Below are 20,720 nucleotides of genomic sequence, written 5' to 3' on the forward strand. Positions count from 1 at the left end.
CCTAGTATTGAAGTTGAGCCAAAAAAAAGCCTAATTCATAAATGCTAAACCCATTTAGCATTAACAAAGAACCAGGCAGATTGGAGTGTGATGAAACTTAGCTGAACCGTGGATGAGGCGACTCAGCTATTGGAGAGAATTAACGCCAGTGGTTTAGATTTTACCTACTAGGTCAATTGATGGTGCTAATGTGTCTTCACCTGGCTGCCATGCTGCTGGACATACTTCGCCGTCATGTGATGCAACATATTGTGCTGCTTGAATTTTACGAACTAATTCAGCTGCGCTACGGCCAATACCTAGGTCATGAATTTCAGCAACTTTGACTTCGCCTTCCGGGTTCATTACGAACGTACCACGAAGTGCTAAACCGTCTTCTTCAATCATCACACCGAAGTTGCGAGTAATTGCGCCAGTTGGGTCACCAATCATTGGGTAGTTAATTTTACCGATAGTGTCTGAACTTGAGTGCCATGCTTTATGAGTGAAGTGGGTATCTGTTGATACTGAGTAAACTTCAACACCCATTTCTTGTAACTTAGCGTAATGGTCTGCCATGTCGCCTAATTCAGTAGGACATACAAAAGTAAAATCAGCTGGATAGAAAAATACTACTGACCATTTGCCCAGTAAATCTTGTTCAGTTACTGAAACAAAGTCACCATTGTGAAAAGCAGTTGCAGAAAATGGCTTGATAGTTGAATTAATAATTGATTGAGTCATGGGTGTGCTCCGTTATATTTAAAGTAAATTCTAATTTAGTGTGTAGCTGTATCTGTTTGATGGAATAGATAATAGCGACAAGTTAGAATTAAATATAACGGGTAAAAACTATCACCCTAATCGATTTTTTAGAAAGTGAACACTAAATAAACCTTGGCAATCGAAATGCTCGATAAGCGAGCATTCGTTGGTGTAAAGGTGAGCAATGGCTATTAATTAAAGCAAAAAATAAACAATTAGCAGGATAGCCAAACTGTTGAGGCAAAGGCTGTCATTAATCGGTTGCTTGTTCGTTCGTTAGTTATTAGTACTAGCACCGCAAGTGCCACTATCATTTGCTAACAGCTATTCCCATTGAGTGAAACGTGTCAGTGAACGCCCTACTGGGTAATCAAGCTGTTGCGATAATTGCTGCAACTGCTGTTTGTTATAAGCTGAGCTAAAAGAATGTGGCTGCTTACTGGCGTAAACCACCCAATTTCCCCCTCCTGTTAAAGTGGCATAAACATTGGCAAAGTGCGCTGATAACACTTGCTTTAGCAGCTCACTTTTACTGTGCTCTTTCCAGCAGTTAAGCACTAAAAAACCTTCCGCTTTAAGGCCTTTATGACAAGTGCCAATGAACTCGCTGGTTAATTGCTTTTCATCAACCCCTTGCTCGATATACATATCAGCAAAAATAATATCCACTTTTTTGTGTTCAGCTCTGGCTAAAAATGTGCCGCCATCATCAAGTTCAATTTTAAGCTTTTTGCCAATAGGCAATTGAAAATAGCGTTTAGCAATCTCAATCACATCAGCGCGCAACTCAACTGCAGTCAGCTTAATCCCGGCATCAAAACGTCTAAGTGCATGCACCAGCCCGCCGCCACCAAGGCCAAATATGATGGCACTTTTAGGTTTGCTAAATAGCAGTACCGCTAGCATGGCCTGAACATAGGTATGCTGAGGGATATGGGGCGCCGCTTTCAGTATTTTACTCTGCTCGTCATTGTCACCAAAAGATAACACGCGAAAATCGCCATCATCTAATACATAGATGGGGCCGATATCGTCACTGACATGGTGTAACAGCTGGTACTCTGACATGGAGTTCTCATGGTTTATAGGCAGGATATTCGGCGAAATTATACCGCATAAATAGATCTTTTAAGCAGTTTTTATTGCCCCTAAAACCCCAACATTTAGCTCACCAATCGTTAAAAACAACCAAGCAATAGCAACAGTTAGCCAACCTGCACACAGTAAACAAACTAGTTCAACATTTCAGATACTTAGCCATAAATAACCCAACACACTGACGTGACAGCCATCACATACTCCAAGGGAGAAATGCCTATAATCCGCAGCTGATAAAAAAATAAGAGATTGATGAAATGAAAAAGAAGTTTTTAGCAACTGCTGCAATGATCGTAACTTGTAGCCAACTATCTGGCTGTATGGGACAAATGGCCACAAGCCAAATGGTCACTAAGTTAAATTTAGATACTGTCGACAACCGTTATGGTCGTGCGGGTTTATTCGCATTATTGTCGCCAGTTTATGGTTTAGCAGCTACAGCTGATCTTTTTGTATTTAACAGCATTGAGTTCTGGACCGGGACTAACCCATTAACAGATAAAGAAGCGGTAGTTGATTTACCAACTGATGCTATTTTTAAAATGAATAAGCACGTTAGCGACGACTTTAAAACGGCGCCAGTTAAACTATCAAGTGCACAAATTAGTCAACAGGATGAGCGCACTCTGGTGATGACCTTGGCTTATGAAGATGGCTCTAAGCAAGAGTTGATTGGCAGTAAAGGCGAAGAGCATATCGATTTTTATCTTGATGACATGCTAGTGGCTCAAGTAAGCCTTGCTGAATTAGCGCAATATCAACAAGCGGCTTAAGCCATAATTCATTTGCGATTATGTCGTGAATTAATAAGCCCTGAGTATCACTCAGGGCTTATTTTTTTACTGATCCTAACAAGGTTTTACTTTAAGGTGCGCTGAAAAAAGCTCACCGCTTGCAAATACATTTGCAGTGCTAATGCCGCATCATAACGCTCGCCTTCATCACGCATAAAGGCATGCTGAGCATTCACCTCTAACCAGCTAAAGTTGGTATCAAGCTGCTCTAACTTTTGATAAATGGCTTTTCGGCCTGCTTTAGATACATGAGGATCTTGCTTGCCAAAGACTAATACCAGCTCACCATTAATATCACCACAGCGAGTTAATGAATCGTTCTCTGGCTCACAGGGCAAGGTATTTGAATGGATATCTGTGGGATATAAGCAAAAAGCACCGCTGATATCGGGGTTTAACGCTGCACGAAAAGCCAAATGGCCACCTATGCACACGCCCATCGCGCCCACTTTACAGCTGCAATATGCTTGGCTACGGGCAAAGTCGATAATCGCCTGAGTATCGCTATCATGTTGCTCTAAGGGCTTAGCAAATTTATCAGCATTGCCCTTATCTTTACCCACATCGTCATACTCAAGCACAGTGCCTAGCGGATTCAGTTCATGAAAAACTTCTGGCACTAACACCACAAAACCATGTCCGGCTAAGATGGCTGCACTTCTGGCAATAGGCGCAGTTTGTTGAAAAATCTCAGAGTAGAATATGATACTGGCAAATTGCCCAGGGGCATCTGGGCGATATACATAAGTCCGCATATCACCTGTTGGGGTTTCAATATCGTGGACTTCTTTGGTAATGATCATATTGCTGATTCCTTGTTAAGTAACCTAAGCTTGGGTTAAGTCGATTTTTCTCAATCCTTTACAAACTCGAGCGACAACGGCACTAGTTGGTGAGTTCATTTACGCAGCGCTGACCATCAAGCAAGTCGGTGACATTTTGCAAGGTCGTTTGGGCAATCGCATTAAGCGCTTCAACGGTTAAGAACGCCTGATGTCCGGTAAAAATAACATTATGGCAAGCAGAAAGCCTTCTAAAGACATCATCTTGAATAATTTCATTAGAGTTATCTTGGAAAAACAGCTCTTTTTCATTTTCATAAACATCTAACGCCAATGAACCAATTTTACCGGTTTTTAACGCTTCCATGGCATCAATGGCATTGAGCAAGCCACCACGACTGGTATTAACCACCATCACCCCAGGCTTCATTTTTTCAAATGTCTTAGCAGATAACAGGTGATGATTTTCAGGTGTTAATGGACAATGTAAACTAATTACATCACATTGAGGATAGAGTGCTTCTAAGTCAATATACTCAACGCCTAATGCCTCAACTGCAGGATTAGGGTACGGATCGTAAGCCACCACTTTACAGCCAAAGCCTTGCAATATTTTGATGGTAGCAAGACCAATTTTACCGGTGCCAATCACTCCAACGGTCTTACCTTGCATATTAAAGCCCACCAGGCCAGTTAAGGCAAAATTCGCGTCTCTAGTACGTTGGTAAGCTTTATGAATTTTACGGTTTAGGGTTAACATTAAGGCAATGGTATGTTCAGCCACAGACTCTGGCGAATAGGCAGGCACATTAACCACTGTGATACCTAAGCGCTTAGCGGCATCTAAATCAACATTATTAAAGCCTGCACAGCGCATGGCGATAATCTTAGTACCGCCATTGGCAAGCTCAACCAATACCTCTTCACATAGGGAGTCATTGACAAAAGCACAAACCACTTCAAAACCATCAGCCAGTTTTACTGTTTGCATACAAAGTCGATAATCGAAATATTCAATCTCTGCGTTAAAGCCTGTATTCATGGCATCAAAATGCTGAATATCGTAGTGCTTAGCACTAAAGAACCCGATTTTCATCCTTAACTCCTGTGTTGTTTATTTGGCTCATTAAAAATGGATTGCCCGACTTTACCTATGTCAGTGCAATTGAGCGTTTGGTTAAAGCATAACAATAATTGAGTTTTTGCTACAGATCGCTGAACATTTTAGATCTTCTTGTTAAGCTGAGACATTACTCACAGGAATATGTGTATAGACATGTCAAAAAAGCAGCAGCAAGCAGTTTCAGAAGTTCAGTTTTGGATTCAACGTCTAGGAAAAACCAGCCTGAGAGCATTACATATTGTTGGTGTAGTCGGCGCTGGCGGTGGCATTCTTCTTGGCTTAGAGCAACCACTTTGGCTCAATTACTGGATCTTAGCCATGGTCAGTGGACTTGCATTATTGTCATGGGAAGTCATCAGAGATTGGCGCTGGCTTATCCAGCTAAAAGGAGTACTGACTATTTTTAAAGTACTGCTATTACTGCTGTTTATCCCTATGGCCAACTGGAAACCTGAAATTACTATTTTTATCATCCTATTATCTGTCATCGTATCCCATGGCCCTGCGGGTTTAAGACATTATTCAGTGGTTCATAGAAAAGTAATACATGGCAAAAAGGAAATAAAAGGTTAACCTAGGGTTACAACACATCAAACTTAAGGTTAACAAATGTTCCCTTACCCAGAACAATATCGATTAGCAACACCGCCTTTAACCACAAGTTTTATGGTTTTTTGGGCTTTACTCAGCCACAGTATTTTTGCTGATGCGAGCCCATTTGCACTCTACCCTTTAATGGCGTTATTTCCGCTAGTGGTGTTCAGTCATGTGTTTTTAATTTGGAACGCCCAAGGGTTATCGCGCTTAGATCAAGGTTTTTATGCCTTAGTCCATATTCCGCTAGCCTTTGTGGTGTGGACATTCACCATCATGCACGTTAACGGCAATGCATTTTCATAAAAGCTTTTTAATAAACCATTAGTTCAAGTTTTGTATAAAAGCTATAACCCTCTTAAATAGGCTCAGATGACTTGCACTCACGCCAAGGGATAGGTATCTTTGCCGCGCATTCTCTATTAAGGCTAGGCGCAACACATGGCAGACTTTATCTATACTCCCCCAACCGATCCTTGGTTAGATATTATTCATGAAGATAAAGATATTATCGTTTTGAATAAGCCATCTGGATTGCTGTCTATTCCTGGCCGCCAAGCCCAATATCATGACAGCATCTATAGCCGAGTGCTTGAACGCTTTCCTAATTCACACATTGTCCATCGACTTGATATGGCTACCTCAGGGGTCATTGTAGTGGCGTTAAGGCGTAACGCTGAGCGTGAACTGAAACGGCAATTTCGCGATCGTGAAACCGCCAAAACATACTATGCCAGAGTCGCAGGCCATGTCAGTCCGGCCGTTAAGCAAGTTGATTATCCCTTAATTTGTGACTGGCCTAATAGACCAAAACAGAAAGTCGATCACCTTGTGGGGAAACCGTCTTTAACCCATGTTGAAGTGGTAAGCTATGGGAAAAAATCAACACTGGTTAAGCTAACGCCTATTACAGGGCGGTCCCATCAACTTAGAGTACATATGATGGCAATTGGCCACCCAATTTTAGGTGATGGCTTTTATGCTGATCCTTGGGCCAAAAGTCTATCAAACAGGCTGTTATTGCACGCAGCTGAATTAACCATAAAGCATCCTTACCATCAAACGCCATTAACCTTTAATGCTGAAGTGCCGTTTATAACGCCCTTAGATACACAATAATATCAGTCACAATTGACGATAAGTGCTTAGTAAAAAACTAATCATGAGAACTTTTTGATAGCCAATTATCACATTTATCCGTAAATTAATGTCTAATTATAATTTAATTAGGCATTTTACTATGGAAACTCCATTTCAGCGTGACCAGCTAGATAACCAAATCCTAGAAGCATTAATGCAAGAGGCCAGAACCCCATTTGCAGAGCTGGCAAAGCGTTTTGCAGTAAGTGCCGGCACCATTCATGTACGAGTGGAAAAAATGAAGCAAGCCGGCATTATCACTGGCGCGCGCATTACAGTAGACCCCAAAGCTCTAGGTTATGACGTTTGCTGTTTTATTGGGATTAACTTAAAAAGTGCCGGCGATTACCCTGCCGCGATCTCCAAACTCAATGCCCTTGAAGAAGTGGTAGAAGCCTATTACACCACGGGTAATTACAGTGTTTTTGTCAAAGTGATGTGCCAATCAATCGATGGCTTACAGCACGTGTTAATTAACCGCATTCAATCAATCGATGAAATTCAATCGACAGAAACCTTGATAAGCCTGCAAAATCCTATCGTTCGCGGTGTTAAGCCTTAAGCACTGAATTGTCGATACAAAAATGCCCAGCAATTGCTGGGCATTTTTGTCAGTTAATCTGGCGATAGACTAATGGTTTATCACCACTGTTGATAGGAAGTAGCCTAATACTGTTGCGGTACTCACCCCAATAAATCCAGGCACAATAAAGCTGTGATTTAGGACGTACTTACCAATATTAGTGGTACCAGAGCGGTCAAAACTGATTGCCGCTAAATCACTTGGATAAAACGGGAAAAAGAAATAAGCATAACAGGCTGGAATAACCCCAATCAGCACAGGGGCAGGAATGCCTAATGCAAAGCCCAGCGGAAACATAATGGTTAGCACGGCTGCCTGACTTTTTAAGAATATTGATGCCATAAACATCGCAATGGCAAACGACCAAGGGTAAGCACTAACTAAATCACTCAATGAGCTCACTAAGTAACTCTTATGGTGGCCAATAATGGTGTCACTTAACCATGCGATACCAAAGATAATCACCACCGCCGTCATACCGGCTGTAAACACATTGCTGCTAACGATTTTTTGCGGCGAGACTTTTGTTGCCAGTAAAATAATGGCGCCAACGGATAGCATCATAAACTGAATGGCTACCGACATTTTTACGCCTTCAGGCAGTAATTCTTTGCTGAACATTGCCAACATGATCACAGATAAAATACCGCCTAAAAACAGCATTAGACCTCTTTTAGCTATGGTATCAGTATGGGCTTGGTCATCCGTTTCAATTTCTGGGTCAATTAAGTTGTTTTTAAACTCGTCATCTTTTAAACGCGCTTGAAAGTCTTCATCTTTATCAAGATCTTTACCGCGATTTAAGCTCCAAGCACAACCTGCTAATACGCCCACTAAAGTCGCCGGGATAGTGACAGATAAAACATTGATTAAGCTAATATCAAGATGATTATCCATTGCCGTTGCCATAACCACTGCGGCGGCTGCGGCAATTGGGCTGGCTGTAATGCCCATTTGTGATGCCACGGTAGCCATTGCTAAAGGACGCTCAGGGCGGATACCTTTTTTATAGGCCACGTCATAAATAACCGGTAATAATGGATAAACCGAATGACCCGTACCCACTAACACAGTTAATGAATAAGTACATAATGGCCCTAAAAAGGTAATTTGATTGGGGTGTTTTCTTAATAGTTTTTCAGCATACTTAACCAATAATTTCAGGCCACCAGTTGCTTCTAACGTCGCTGATGCCGCGACAACCGCTAAAATAATTAACATCACACTGACAGGCGGTGAACCGGGGGCGACTCCGAAAGCAAACGCTAATACGGAAACCCCTAAGCCTCCTAATAACCCAAATGCGACCCCGCCATGACGGATCCCCACAAAGATCACTGCAAGCAATAACAACATGTGAACATAAAACATTAGCCAATCTCCTTAGCAAAACCCTATCGTTTTCGAACCTGACTTGGGACAACTAAGCCATTAGCTAACTCAACAACAGCGTTAATTATCGACAAAATCATATCGATACAATTTCAAAATATGTTTCAATTATCTGAATTTATGGCTTAAATTTTAGTTATCTTTCTTACTTAGCCACATACAAGGTTATACATGAAAAATCATCCTCAAAAGTGGGCTAAAAAACAATAAAGTGACAAAGCGCATACAATCCCATAACTATCTTTCATATTTGTGATCTACCAATAATTAAGTCATATGTGATATGGCACCTCGATTCAAAAATTAATTCGATTGCAGTTTCCCAGAGCCTATTTAAGCCAAAACATTGCCAGCAAAAAACCAGTGATAAAACCAGTTCTACCCTGGTAAAAAATACATAACTCTTCTAAGCGATATGAAAATAGCAACGATTTTATTCAGTAACGATTCAGCTAGCTCGCACTATGGTGACCTCAACAGCAAAAAAACACTGTGAGAAATTATTAATAGTGATTATTTACACTTGGAGTAAAAAATGAAAACGAAGCATCTTGTTCTCGCGGGTTTAATCTCATCGGTAATGTCAGTTCCTGCTATGGCATCAGATTGGTTTGTGGGTGGCGCAACAGGTTATCAGCAAGATACCTATAAAATGAAATCTAGTGCAGAAAGTAATCAGAGAAATATAGAAGAAGATATAAGCTACCAATTTAGAGTGGGTAACTACCTCAATGATAACAACCGTATATACGCCACCTACGGCTATAACTCTGATGATATAGCAAGACAACAAACCTTTTTATTATCATATGATTACCTTGTTAGCTTAGGTGACAGTAATAAAATGAACTGGTTTGTTGGTGCAACTGCAGGTATGACGCATAACGGGATTAAAGACAGTGGCTTTGACTCTAAAAATACCTTTGTATGGGGCGGTCAAGCAGGTTTGATGTATAACATTAATAACAGCTGGTCTACTGAAGTGGGTTACCGCTATTTAAAACAAGATTATGATGTAAACGCATCTAACGGGGCGAATAGTGCCAGCTACTCATTAAATGATACACAGCAAGTGTATTTGGCTATTGATTATAAGTTCTAAGCTTAACGCCAATTTAAAGTCTCTATAGCCGATGAAACAAATAAGGATGCCTTGGCATCCTTTTTCATTAGCTGAAAATAAGAACACTATTATTCAACTTTATTTACGCGATCGCATCCATTCCACATAGGTCACGATTGAAAGGATTAAAGACTCAGAGCTTGTCTGAGCAATCACCCCAATAATAACTAACCTTGCTAAGTTTCATCGCTGACGAAATCAGTTCGCCCGAGTATCAGAATAGTTTTACAACATTCCTGTTTATCTAAAAAACTGCGATTAACTGCAGAGTAATGTCATTTTATGCCTATACTCAATACAAAGACATTAATTAAGGATGATTATGAAGGGTATTATTTTTTCTGAGTTTTTAGAACTTGTTGAAAGCACATTTGGTTTAGAAGTATGCCAAGAAATACTTGATGAAAATGCAGATGAAGGAGTGTATACCTCCGCTGGCACCTACGATCATAAGGATTTAGTAAAACTGATTATCTCTTTGAGTAAAATAACAGGTATCAGTATTGAAGAATTACAGGCTGTATATGGTAAATCAGTATTCACTAATTTACTAGACAGTATGCCAGAGCTTAAAATTAACTCGAGCTCGACTTTTCAATTTATTACCCAAGTCGAAGAATATATTCATCTTGAAGTTAAAAAGCTTTACGGCGATGCAAAGCCACCCAAGTTTGACCTTATTTCAAGCAGTGAATATGACATGGTGTTAGATTATATTTCTGCCCGTTGTTTTTCTCATGTTTGTTTTGGCCTCATTGAAGGCTGCGCTGAATATTATAATGAAAAAATTGATATCCAAATGAAACCGATTCAAGCGGACGGTTCTCAGGTTCGCTTTACATTGACCAAAGTTTAGGCTTTATAAATGGATAGTGAAAAAACAATAGAACTGCTTAAGAAAAAGATTCAACGAGAAACTAAAATTCGCAAAGCAGCTGAATCGCTATTGGAAGAAAAAAGTACCGAACTGTATTTCGCAAAATTACTTGTGGAAGACTCTTTAGTTGTTGCAAAAAAACAAGCTGAACAAGATGAACAACTGCTGATCTTCATCAATAAATTAGAATCCACCCTGTCACATTATAACTCGCAGTTATTACAAGTCCCTCCCAGTGAGCAGGTGATCCAACAATTACTTGAAGATCTGATGGATACTGCCAGTATTAAAGCAATCCGGCTGTCTTCCAGCTTGGATATATTAGAAAATGAACACTTACAATCCGGTGAAGCAACCACCTTTGATGAGTTTCCAACCCCGAAAAATAACTTCCAATGGAATCAAGATAAAACCGAGCTAGTAGTATATCTGCAATTTGGACCTAAAAAAGTGGGCCGATTACATTTTATTTTCCGTACCAGCCCTCAAGAAAGCTGGCATCGCGTGATTGAAAAACAGTACTGTTTAATTGCCGATATGATAAGTGCCTCTTTTCAGCGCCAATTATTACTTAACAAAACCATTAAGGAAAAAATAAGAGCGGAACACTCTGAAAAGTCGACCCGTGACTTTGTGGCAATGATTAACCATGAATTAAGAACCCCCTTAAATGGCTTACTTGGGGCAGCGGAGCTCATGGAGGACACCTCCATTACCAGCTACCAAAAAAAATTACTCATGAGCGTACATCAAGCGGGAGAAATGCTTCGAGTTATTATTAATGACTTACTTGATATCAGCAAAATGAACGCTGGTATGCTTGAGTTGAAATTAGCCACTTTCAGCCCGCAAACCCTAATTGATACCATAGAACAAATTTTTACTGAGAAAATCAAAGCCAAGGGACTGACATTCAGTTGCGAAAATGACCAATCAATACCTACCACCCTGCTTGGGGATGCAGACAGGATTAAACAAATCCTAATTAACCTAATCGGCAATTCAGTTAAATTTACCAATCAAGGATCGATTCATCTACACACATCATGGCAAGACACGTCATTGATTTTTATTATCTCTGACACTGGCTGCGGCATCCCCCAAAATAAGCAAGCAAGCTTATTTGAGCCCTTCACCCAAGTCGATAACTCTAGCCAAAGAAAGTTTGAAGGAACAGGTTTAGGGCTATCCATTTGTAAGCAGTTGATTGAATTGATGAATGGTGAGGTCAGCTTCGTCAGTACCCTTGATAAAGGGACAGAGTTTACCGTTAAGCTTCCCCTTGAACTTGCCGTAGAAAATAACCAAAGTGTTATTGAGGTAAACAGGAATACTCACAGTATCAATCATCTACGCATTTTAGCCGTAGAAGACATCAAGACCAATCAAGTTATTTTAGGGATGATGCTAGATAAATTTAGCATTAACTATCAGTTCGCTGATAATGGAGAACTAGCCCTTGAAGTCTTAAAAAATAATGAATTTGATATCATTTTAATGGATTGCCGTATGCCCATTTTAGATGGATTTCAAACAACAAAGTACTTACGTAAACAGGGTTATACTAAACCGATAATTGCACTAACGGCTGGCACAACATCCACTGAAGTCGCTGAGTGCGTTGAATCAGGCATGAATGACATTTTACACAAACCTTATAAACTTAAAGAGTTGGAGGCCGCGTTAAAAAAATGGAGCTATAGGCTACAACACTATGATATTTAGCTTTCGAAGCTAGCGCTTTAGCGGGTAATTGTGTCTCATACAACAAAGCAATGAACGCAATGAACGAAATGAACGAAATCAACACAATTACTATTAGGAAATTAAACCTGGCTTGGTAAATTTCAAGCACAAAAAAACCGACTTACGTCGGTTTTATCCTCAAAGAGGAGATGGTACCAGCGGTCGGACTCGAACCGACACGTCTTTCGACAGGGGATTTTGAATCCCCCATGTATACCAATTTCATCACGCTGGCATCATATTGTAGTCAATCAAGCTTGGCTCAATTGAGTGACGGAATTATACCTAGGCCAATGACAATGGCAAGCCCTTTCATAAGCAAAATGATCAAATCAATCTCAATAGCTTAAATCTCATTCAAGTAGAGTAAATTTGCGCTAATCGACATTAATAAATCTTCCCCATTAAAAAGCACTGACTTTATTGATCAAGATCATAAATGTTAAGAAATGAAAATAGTATGTTAAAGCTAGTTTTACAATGAAAGGATAATGATTATGGCTTTTTGGTTAGATTTAATGTTTGGTAACGCAATCGGATTGCTGTCAATGATTGTTATCTTCTGCACCATGGGGATCATGTCTTACATGATGTGGATGTTTATTGTGAAATCTGCTCCTAAGGAATAGTTACTACCCTCCTTCTATAATTTTTGTTATTTGTTATTTGTTTCTTTAGGGGGCTTTCGCCCCCATTTTTATGTTTATTAAACCTAATTTTTAGATTACGCGGCATGCTTTCTAGATTGCACTAGACCATTTACAAACTGTGGTCGCGCTTTAATAAGGTGATTAAGCTCTTCCTTACTTGGCTCGCCTGCGGGTAATCTCAATACTTCACGATTTAAATACAAACGCGCTTTCATTGAAATTTTATACTCAGCAGTCGGTCCTTGAATCGCATAGTGACGCTCATTACCCACTAACTCTAAAATATTACTGTCCACTAGACCTTTAACTGCCAATTCGTTTTGCGGTAGCGCCAAAATTGTCGCTCCCTGTAAAAAGAACTCTCGCAGTAACGCTCGCTCAGCGGGATCGAGTAACTTAACTTTGGCTTCTATGGTTTCAACAGCGCGTTTTTCTTTTAAAATCCCAATCGACTCGTCAACCACAAAGGTGAATAATTGGCTTAAGAAAAAAGCGGCACCAACAATGAGCCCTAAGCCAATAAAATGGCCATAATCTGACACCAGAGCCGACAAAGAAAGCGTCTCAAGCACGTGCTGAGGTGCAACTAATAATACCGCACAAGCGATCACTAACCACAGCATAGTGCTGACTAAAACGCGTTTGATATTCACTAAATTTACAGCCTTTAATTTCATTTTCATCATCATGCTATCCACAGTGTCAGATTTTTGAATCTAGACTTAGTAAAGCAATTTCAATGCCAATAAAATGAGAAATGAATAAAAGCAGTTAACGCAATGACTTATTTAGAGGGAAGAGCAAACAACGGCAGTTAGGCGCATCAAATAAGCTGTTTAATGCGCCATGAAGATCGAAACTAAGCTATAGGTTAAATGAGATTGATAAGCTAAACGTTAAGCTTAAAAATATTGGCATTCTGTATACATTATTTGGCTGCCAATTTGGCTAATACTCGACTTGCAGCAATAAAACCAAAAGTGCCAGTAACCATAGTCACTGCGCCAAAGCCTGACGCACAATCCATTCTCATACTGCCATCGGCGCTATTTTTAGTACTGCAGACGCTACCATCATTTTGAGGATATACCAGTTGTTGCGTTGAAAACACTGCGTCAACGGCAAACCTGCGGGCAACATTTTTTGAAAAGTTATATTCTCTACGCAAAATGTTTCTGACTTTCGCTAATAATGGGTCTTGATAAGTTTTAGCTAAATCGGTTAACTGAATTTGAGTGGGATCGGTTTGACCTCCCGCGCCACCTACGGTGACAATTTTCAGCTTATTTCTTTTACACCATGCAATTAACGCCGCTTTTTGTTTGACGGCATCAATACAGTCAACCACATAATCAATCGCTAACGGACTGGCTTTACTACCCAGATGCTCCGCCAAATTATCGACAGTGATAAAGTCTTCGACTTCATTCACCACGCACTCAGGATTAATTTCAATAATTCGCTGCGCCATTACTTCAACTTTGGACTGGCCGATGGTGGATGCAATTGCGTGAGATTGACGATTGGTATTAGTGACACATATGTCATCTAAATCAATCAGTGTTATTTGCCCTATACCACTTCGAGCCAGCGATTCAGCGACCCAAGTCCCTACCCCACCAATACCGATGATCACGACATGTGCATTAGCAAAGTTTTCCAATGCCGCTTGACCGTATAGTCGACCTATACCACCAAAACGATTTAAGTATGATTCAGACAACATGTATTGCTCTTTAAACTCTCAATGTGGGGGCGGTATTTTATACGAAATCAACGCAGATCTGAATGTATTCCTCAATTAAACCTTAGTTAAACCCTAGTTACACGCTGAAACACCTATTACCTAAACCCGCAACATGCAGCAAAAACAAAGAAAGCCAGTTAACCGCACCAATAAAACTGTTAACTACGATTTAAGTCATTGTAAATCATAATGATACATATAAATTAAATCCAACCTAAAGTGACATAGATCACACTTTGGTATGAGCTTTTTGTGGCAATATCCTCCACAGAACAGGAATTACTATGAATAACGATAAGGTTGATAACCCAGTCGTTATTTTCTATCAATATCAGCAAGCATAGCTGATAAAAATCAAGCCCTTACCAAAGGAAGATTAAGATGATGAAAAAAAAACTGATCACTGCAGCTATTTTATCTTGCACTGCAATGACCTCTTTTACTGCTCTAGCTGATGGCCCAAATTTTTATGGCCGCGCCGATCTTGCAATCACTAACTCTAGTGAAGGTATTGCAACTCAAAACCAAAAAGATGGCACTGTCCTTGAAAATAACTTTTCATGGTTAGGTGTTAAAGGTTCTGAAAAAATCAGTGATGACGTAGAAATCTTATATCAAATGGAGTTCGGCGTTTCTAACTTTGATAACTCTGGTAATACTTTTGCTGCTCGTAACAGCTTTTTAGGTATTAAAACAGTTGCAGGTACTGCATTAGTGGGTCGTAACGACACTGTGTTCAAAGCAGCAGAAGGTGGATTTGATTTATTTGGTAACAGTAACTCTGATATCGATTTATTAGTTGTTGGTCAAAACCGTGAAGCTGATGGCATTAGCTATTACTCACCAAAAATTGCAGATTTAGTGACATTAAATGCGACTTATTTAATGGATGATAATCACGAATCAACTAGCAGTTCTATGTATGCATTAAGCGCAACTGTTGGTGATAAAGCATTTAAAACACATAACTTTTATGCAGCTGCAGCATACCAAGATGGTATCAGCGATGTAGAAGCATACCGTGGTGTAGTACAAGCTAAATTTGGTGACTTTATTGTTGGCGGTTTATACCAAAACAGTAAAAGCCAAAAAGCTGAACTAGCTCATCTTGAAGGTGATAGCTACTACGTAAACCTAGCTTACCTAATGGGTAACCTAAAGCTTAAAGCCGCTTACGGTTATGATGATTCAGGTCTTGGTAAGTACGCTAGCCGTTTTGCTAATGATACTTCTAGCTTAGAAAACATGAGCGATTTCGAAATCAACCAGTTCAGTGTTGGTGCAGATTACCGCGTTAGCCCAAGTACCTTAGTATATGGTCACTACACTAAGTATGATGGCGACATGGTACTAAACCAAACTAGCCAAAGCTTAAATGACGATATCGTGACTGTGGGTTTACGCTACGATTTCTAACTCATCACAGCGACTTATTAACGGCTTAATCATCGTTTTTAAGCGTTAATTTATCTACCGATATGATGATTAAAAACGGTCTATTTAGGCCGTTTTTTTTGTTTTAGTCATTAGAGGTTGATTTTAATGACCTAATAGCTAAAAAAACTGCAATAACAACACTTCAAAGCTCCCACTTAAGCAATCCCTAAACCTGATGTAGATCTCATAAATTACTGGGCTAGCGCATTTTTAATTAGATGTGAACCTCTCTAAATAGGTATAACGCTATAAAAGTGTTAACCAAAACCCAAATACACAGCATTTATCACATCTTTTACACGCCAATTTTACCTCAAAACAAAAAACTTGATCTAGGCCACAACTTTTTAACGATAAACCTGTAAATATTGCAACAAGTTTGTTACGCAGAGTGTTCTGCGAAAAATACCACTAAAACAATCCCATATAAATGGGGATAGAACATCATGTTCTAAAGGGAGTATGAAAGATGAAAAAGACATTATTATCTGCATCAGTTGTATCGGTTTTAACCCTCACTTCGTTCGCTGCGTTAGCCGACGGTCCTGATTTTTACGGTCGCTTAGATTTATCTATCACCAACTCCGAAACCGGTGCAACCCTGCAAGGCGGCACTAACGGTGTAACCCTAGGTGAAAGTGGTACTTACATTGAAAATAACTTCTCAAACTTAGGCGTTAAAGGCAGTGAAAAAATTACTGATGGCGTTGAAGTGCTATACCAAATGGAATTTCAGGTAGAGAACACGTCTGGCAAAGGTGATGTTTTCAAAGCGCGTAACACCTACTTAGGAATTAAAACTGAAGGCGGCTCAGTGCTAGTCGGCCGTAACGATACCGTATTTAAAGCTGCTGAAGGTGGTGTGGATATTTTTGGTAACACCAATGCCGATATGGATCGTTTAGTTGGCGGCCAAACCCGTAGTGCCGATGGTTTTTGGTACTATTCTCCGCTGATTGCTGACATGTTTACCATTAATGCCACTTATTTAATGGAAGATAATCAAGCCTCTGATGACTCTCAATATGCCTTAAGCGTGACCTTTGGTGACAAAGGCCTTAAAAAACACAATTACTATGTTGCTGGTGCTTATAACAAAGCCATTGGTGGTATTGATGCATACCGCGCAGTAGCACAATTTAAAGCCGGCGATTTTAAAATTGGTGGTTTATTCCAAAACTCAGAAAGTGTGACTAATTCAGATCAAGACGGCAATACTTACTTTATTAACCTAGCTTACAACTTAAATGGCGTAAACTTGAAAGTAGAGTACGGTGCTGATGAAGCAGGTTTTGGTAACTACTACAAAAATCTAGGTGAAGCAGGCGCAGATGATGTCAATGTGCAAAATATCACAGTGGGTGCTGATTATCGCGTTGCTAAATCAACCTTAGTGTTTGCCCATTACGCTATGTATGAAGGTGATTACACCATGGCTAATGCTAAGACAGATCTTGAAGACGATAATGTCTTCAGTGTAGGTATGCGTTACGACTTCTAACAACGAGTTAGTCTACAACTGAAAAGCGACCTGATGGTCGCTTTTTTATTGTCTGCAGCTCACTAAAACAATAGAGAAAAGTTTATGATGATTTGCGGGTTAACAAATAAGCCGCTTCATTTAGCCAAGAGACATTCTTATTTAAAAATCGAGGGTTATCCGCTAGTACATCAGCGCACTCGAGTAATTCAATCTCGAAATATGGCGCCAGGTATTGTTCAATCCACTGCGGGCTCACCGCAAATGGCGGGCCATTAAGCTCGGCTTGTGGGTAATCTAAGGTAATCAATAACCCTTTAACTTTAGCCGGAATTAACTTGGCAAGCTGTTGTGCATATTGCTGGCGCATTTGCTCTGGCCAAGCAATTAAGGCTGCGCGATCGTAAAAAGCCTGAATCGACTTTGTCGCCGTTAATGGTAGGGTAAAAATATCACCTTGAATAAGGGTTACTTGATCAGCACAAAAAAATTGATGCTCAGCTTGCGAAGTCATGCTCACAGGCAAATTATTGTCGCTAAAAAAGTCCTCAACAGCGGTTTGGCTTAGCTCACAGCCAACAACATCATGGCCTTGCTCTGCAAGGTAACACATGTCTAATGACTTGCCACATAAAGGTACAAACACCTCTGCGCTGTTATCGACGGCAAGTGTAGACCAATACTTTACTAAAAATGGATTCACTTGCGGCTGATGAAAACCGATTTGTTGTAACTGCCACTTCTCATGCCAAAAACTCGCTTCCATGTAGATAAACTCAAGTCAGTAAATAATGCGTCTAACTCTAATCACTCTAAAAGTGAGATGCAACACTAAAAAGCTTAAACCCGTAAACCACAGTTTGAACCCGACAAACGACAACTTTGATTGACTAAACCTAAGCTATAAAGCAACAGTAATGGCAATGTCTGCTACTCTTGTTCAGCTTTACCTTGAAGCACATGCTGAACTTTTTTAAGCCACTTGCAGTTATCACATTGACAATTACGACGTGATAAATGATGTGGGCTCAAATTCGAGTCAATAAAGTCCACCGCAATCAACAACTGTTGTTTCAGATCTTCCACTGATTTTTTCTCAAGGGCCACCAGTTCATCATTATGATTCATCCAAATGCACTCTTCGCCCTGATGACAAGTAGTACATTGCTCATCACTGGCATTATAAAACACCGCATGTGGACAGTGAGTAACTTCCATCGACTGTAAAATACGTTGCCGTGGAAAAGGAAATAGTGAAATTAAATCCGCTTTGTTAATGGTAGGCATAAGCACTCCTTGATTAAACCGAATATTTTTACTTACTTAAATACTACCTACCTAACGCACAAAACAATTTGACTCACGTCAAAGTTTACAACAGCTAATTTTTACGATAGGTCGGTTTGAGATCTAGGTGAGGTTAATTTGCTTTATAAAGGCTAAAACAGAAAAAAAATCGGCTCAATCAATCCAATAGCTTGCCAGCAATGTGTAAATATGAGTTTATGAGATAAGCCAATACCAATACACTCAACAGGCACCTTGGTACATAGGAAGTTAATTTTGCAAACACCGCAGTTACAGCATTTTTATATCAATGAAGAGCAATCAGTTTACCTGCTCAAGGCTGAAGATGCCCGTAAGCATCGAGCCTGGATCCGTTTATGTAAACAGCAACTAAGCAAGCTTGGTTATCATGATATCGAGTTTATCGGCAAAGGTGCCTATGGCTTTGTGTTTGCGGGTATCAATGATATTAGCCAATCCCATGTGTTTAAGTTTTCCCGCATTACCCTGCCACGAAGCGTGCAAGATAGACTTGAAGAAGAAGCCTTCATGCTCAGTCAATTAGTGCACCCTAATGTCCCTAACGCCATCAAATTTGAGCGGGTCGGCAAGCAAGGCATTATGGTCATGGAGCGAGCCAAAGGTGAAGATCTCGATAAAATCTGTCACCGAATGGGGACGTTACCCATAGCCATGATCATCAGCATTGCACGGCAATTGGCCAATTTATTGTACTACCTGCGCACAGGTAAATGCTTAGTCCATGGCGATATTAAGCCATCAAATTTAGTGTATGACATTGAAAACGAACATTTATCACTCATTGATTGGGGCTCGGCGGTGTTTGCCCAACGTGATGAGCATAATAACTCGGTTGAAGACAATGTGATGTCCTTGATGTCGAGCGATCAACAACACACCAACGCCAGAATGGGCGATGTGTACTTTATCGGTGAAGATCAGCTTAATGGGGCGTTATCCAGTCCAAGATTTGATGAGCAAGGGGTGGCAGCCACCTTATACGCACTGGCATCAGGGCAAATTAGCCGCTTTGGCAGTAAAGTGATCACCGCCAGTAGTTTAGGTTTACCCATTGAGCTGGCCCGCACTTTAGATGGCATGCTTAGCGATGACCCCAGCAGACGTAATTTAGCCGGTGATTATTTTTTAAAGAGCATGCGCCACAATCACCGTATGCACTTGCCACACCTTGGGGCTCAGCCGTTAATTGAAGATATACCACTGTGGGTTTTACCAAAGCAAAAACAGGTCGAAACCGTGAGTTACAGTTCCAGAAAATCATTTTTAAAGGAACATAACACCCAAGACCCCATTACGAAGATGGATGATATTCAATTAGAAAAATATTACCGTAATTTTCTTGCGGGCATGGGTGACACTGAAAAAGGCTTTATTGCCGCAGTGGGTAAATTAGCCCAATACCCGATTGTGGGAGGCCTTGCCATTCATTGGCGTAAAAGCGGCGTCTATATCGACTCTAACCTTGCTATTTATGACCCCGACACTAAGGAAGTGTTAATCCAAGCGGTCAATAATATGGTGACCTTAGCCCGCGGCATTCGACGTATCGGGGTATTTAAAGCCTGCTTTTTTAACGCTAAAGACACCTTACATTTAGAGCGAAACAATCCATCTGAGCCATATAAAATGGTCAACGATGCGCAATTAAGTTTTGAAGTGGGTGATGTGCCCGCATCAGAAGGCCGTTCGCGGCTACATTCTTACTTTGAAGATGGTAAAGATCCTGAAGAGAACCTTGAGCTGCCCACCGAGATCATGACAGAACTGGGTTGGATAAACCAAATTCATCATACCGGCTGTATTATTTTTGAAGCCTTACCTAACCATCTAAAAATACACAGTTATTTGCGCTTATTAAACCCGAGAAAACAAGCAGCTTTTAGAGCTTCTCTGGATAGAATCTTATTTCATGCCAGTAAGATTCAAGGCCATGGGGTCTCAGGTTTTATGAAACTGCCTTATAAAAATACCCGTCAGTTTTCCCATATTGATCATAAAGCGGATCATTTTTACCCTAAAAATCCAAAGCAAATAGCAGAGTGATTATCTGCAGATGTCATCTCATCGGCTAAATTACTGCC

Annotated in this window: 21 protein-coding genes and 1 tRNA gene; 12 read left to right on the top strand and 10 right to left on the bottom strand. The window is 40.3% G+C overall.

Features of this window, described 5'->3' with window-relative positions; all coding sequences use genetic code 11:
- Positions 1-153: 153 nt before the first annotated feature.
- Complete coding sequence (ahpC, locus tag AB4140_RS14625) at positions 154-723, bottom strand: alkyl hydroperoxide reductase subunit C (protein ID WP_076540540.1); 570 nt, start codon at positions 721-723, stop codon at positions 154-156.
- Positions 724-1,068: 345 nt separating this feature from the next.
- Entirely contained in the window at positions 1,069-1,812 is a 744-nt protein-coding gene (locus AB4140_RS14630) for a spermidine synthase (protein WP_102475348.1), read from the bottom strand.
- A gap of 287 nt (positions 1,813-2,099) precedes the next feature.
- Between AB4140_RS14630 and AB4140_RS14635 the strand changes: the two genes are divergently transcribed.
- Positions 2,100-2,615 (top strand): DUF3332 domain-containing protein, encoded by a 516-nt coding sequence (locus AB4140_RS14635; protein ID WP_102436698.1) that lies wholly within the window; start codon positions 2,100-2,102, stop codon positions 2,613-2,615.
- A gap of 86 nt (positions 2,616-2,701) precedes the next feature.
- Here the strand turns inward: AB4140_RS14635 and AB4140_RS14640 are convergent, their stop codons facing one another.
- Positions 2,702-3,439 carry a dienelactone hydrolase family protein gene (locus tag AB4140_RS14640; protein ID WP_102436696.1) on the bottom strand — a complete coding sequence of 246 codons (738 nt, stop codon included), beginning with the start codon at positions 3,437-3,439 and terminating at the stop codon, positions 2,702-2,704.
- Positions 3,440-3,521: 82 nt separating this feature from the next.
- Positions 3,522-4,514 (bottom strand): 2-hydroxyacid dehydrogenase, encoded by a 993-nt coding sequence (locus AB4140_RS14645; RefSeq protein ID WP_102436694.1) that lies wholly within the window; start codon positions 4,512-4,514, stop codon positions 3,522-3,524.
- A gap of 180 nt (positions 4,515-4,694) precedes the next feature.
- Between AB4140_RS14645 and AB4140_RS14650 the strand changes: the two genes are divergently transcribed.
- The 4 genes from AB4140_RS14650 to asnC all read left to right on the top strand — a co-directional run bounded on the left by AB4140_RS14650 (position 4,695) and on the right by asnC (position 6,837).
- Complete coding sequence (locus AB4140_RS14650; RefSeq protein WP_102436692.1) at positions 4,695-5,114, top strand: hypothetical protein; 420 nt, start codon at positions 4,695-4,697, stop codon at positions 5,112-5,114.
- A gap of 36 nt (positions 5,115-5,150) precedes the next feature.
- A complete protein-coding gene (locus AB4140_RS14655) occupies positions 5,151-5,441 on the top strand; it encodes a hypothetical protein (RefSeq protein ID WP_102436690.1) in 291 nt (96 codons plus the stop codon).
- Positions 5,442-5,576: 135 nt separating this feature from the next.
- Positions 5,577-6,254 (top strand): bifunctional tRNA pseudouridine(32) synthase/23S rRNA pseudouridine(746) synthase RluA, encoded by a 678-nt coding sequence (gene rluA, locus AB4140_RS14660; protein ID WP_102436688.1) that lies wholly within the window; start codon positions 5,577-5,579, stop codon positions 6,252-6,254.
- A gap of 121 nt (positions 6,255-6,375) precedes the next feature.
- Positions 6,376-6,837 carry a transcriptional regulator AsnC gene (asnC, locus tag AB4140_RS14665; protein ID WP_076540553.1) on the top strand — a complete coding sequence of 154 codons (462 nt, stop codon included), beginning with the start codon at positions 6,376-6,378 and terminating at the stop codon, positions 6,835-6,837.
- A 69-nt stretch (positions 6,838-6,906) separates the two neighbouring features.
- On the opposite strand, the gene AB4140_RS14670 is transcribed toward asnC, so the two are convergent.
- Complete coding sequence (locus AB4140_RS14670; protein WP_102475352.1) at positions 6,907-8,229, bottom strand: anaerobic C4-dicarboxylate transporter; 1,323 nt, start codon at positions 8,227-8,229, stop codon at positions 6,907-6,909.
- 556 nt (positions 8,230-8,785) lie between these two features.
- Between AB4140_RS14670 and AB4140_RS14675 the strand changes: the two genes are divergently transcribed.
- The 3 genes from AB4140_RS14675 (at position 8,786) to AB4140_RS14685 (ending at position 11,975) form a co-directional block, all read left to right on the top strand.
- A complete protein-coding gene (locus AB4140_RS14675) occupies positions 8,786-9,352 on the top strand; it encodes an outer membrane protein (protein WP_372001504.1) in 567 nt (188 codons plus the stop codon).
- Between the two features lie 343 nt (positions 9,353-9,695).
- Complete coding sequence (locus AB4140_RS14680; protein ID WP_102436682.1) at positions 9,696-10,229, top strand: heme NO-binding domain-containing protein; 534 nt, start codon at positions 9,696-9,698, stop codon at positions 10,227-10,229.
- Between the two features lie 9 nt (positions 10,230-10,238).
- On the top strand, positions 10,239-11,975 hold the full coding sequence (locus tag AB4140_RS14685; RefSeq protein WP_372001506.1) for an ATP-binding protein: 1,737 nt from the start codon (positions 10,239-10,241) through the stop codon (positions 11,973-11,975).
- A gap of 171 nt (positions 11,976-12,146) precedes the next feature.
- Here the strand turns inward: AB4140_RS14685 and AB4140_RS14690 are convergent.
- Positions 12,147-12,231: transfer RNA gene (locus tag AB4140_RS14690), tRNA-Leu, on the bottom strand.
- A 262-nt stretch (positions 12,232-12,493) separates the two neighbouring features.
- On the opposite strand from AB4140_RS14690, the gene AB4140_RS14695 reads away from it, so the two are divergent.
- A complete protein-coding gene (locus tag AB4140_RS14695) occupies positions 12,494-12,625 on the top strand; it encodes a DUF3149 domain-containing protein (RefSeq protein ID WP_076540587.1) in 132 nt (43 codons plus the stop codon).
- A 95-nt stretch (positions 12,626-12,720) separates the two neighbouring features.
- Here AB4140_RS14695 and AB4140_RS14700 read toward each other — a convergent pair whose 3' ends face one another.
- Together AB4140_RS14700 and tcdA are read right to left on the bottom strand one after the other, a co-directional pair.
- The gene (locus AB4140_RS14700) at positions 12,721-13,332 is read right to left on the bottom strand and encodes a superinfection exclusion B family protein (protein WP_102436678.1); all 612 of its coding nucleotides are present in this window, start codon (positions 13,330-13,332) and stop codon (positions 12,721-12,723) included.
- Between the two features lie 242 nt (positions 13,333-13,574).
- On the bottom strand, positions 13,575-14,369 hold the full coding sequence (gene tcdA / locus AB4140_RS14705; protein WP_102436769.1) for a tRNA cyclic N6-threonylcarbamoyladenosine(37) synthase TcdA: 795 nt from the start codon (positions 14,367-14,369) through the stop codon (positions 13,575-13,577).
- A 408-nt stretch (positions 14,370-14,777) separates the two neighbouring features.
- On the opposite strand from tcdA, the gene AB4140_RS14710 reads away from it, so the two are divergent.
- Entirely contained in the window at positions 14,778-15,809 is a 1,032-nt protein-coding gene (locus AB4140_RS14710; RefSeq protein ID WP_372001540.1) for a porin, read from the top strand.
- A 490-nt stretch (positions 15,810-16,299) separates the two neighbouring features.
- Complete coding sequence (locus tag AB4140_RS14715; protein ID WP_303503048.1) at positions 16,300-17,331, top strand: porin; 1,032 nt, start codon at positions 16,300-16,302, stop codon at positions 17,329-17,331.
- Between the two features lie 82 nt (positions 17,332-17,413).
- Here AB4140_RS14715 and AB4140_RS14720 read toward each other — a convergent pair whose 3' ends face one another.
- Entirely contained in the window at positions 17,414-18,076 is a 663-nt protein-coding gene (locus AB4140_RS14720) for a thiopurine S-methyltransferase (protein WP_372001509.1), read from the bottom strand.
- Positions 18,077-18,240: 164 nt separating this feature from the next.
- Positions 18,241-18,597 carry a hypothetical protein gene (locus AB4140_RS14725; RefSeq protein WP_076540594.1) on the bottom strand — a complete coding sequence of 119 codons (357 nt, stop codon included), beginning with the start codon at positions 18,595-18,597 and terminating at the stop codon, positions 18,241-18,243.
- 276 nt (positions 18,598-18,873) lie between these two features.
- Between AB4140_RS14725 and AB4140_RS14730 the strand changes: the two genes are divergently transcribed.
- Positions 18,874-20,682, top strand: coding sequence for a protein kinase domain-containing protein (locus tag AB4140_RS14730; protein WP_372001511.1), 1,809 nt, complete (start codon positions 18,874-18,876; stop codon positions 20,680-20,682).
- Positions 20,683-20,720: the final 38 nt, after the last annotated feature.

The organism is Shewanella sp. 10N.286.51.B2 (assembly GCF_041469265.1).
Classification (GTDB): Bacteria; Pseudomonadota; Gammaproteobacteria; order Enterobacterales; family Shewanellaceae; genus Shewanella.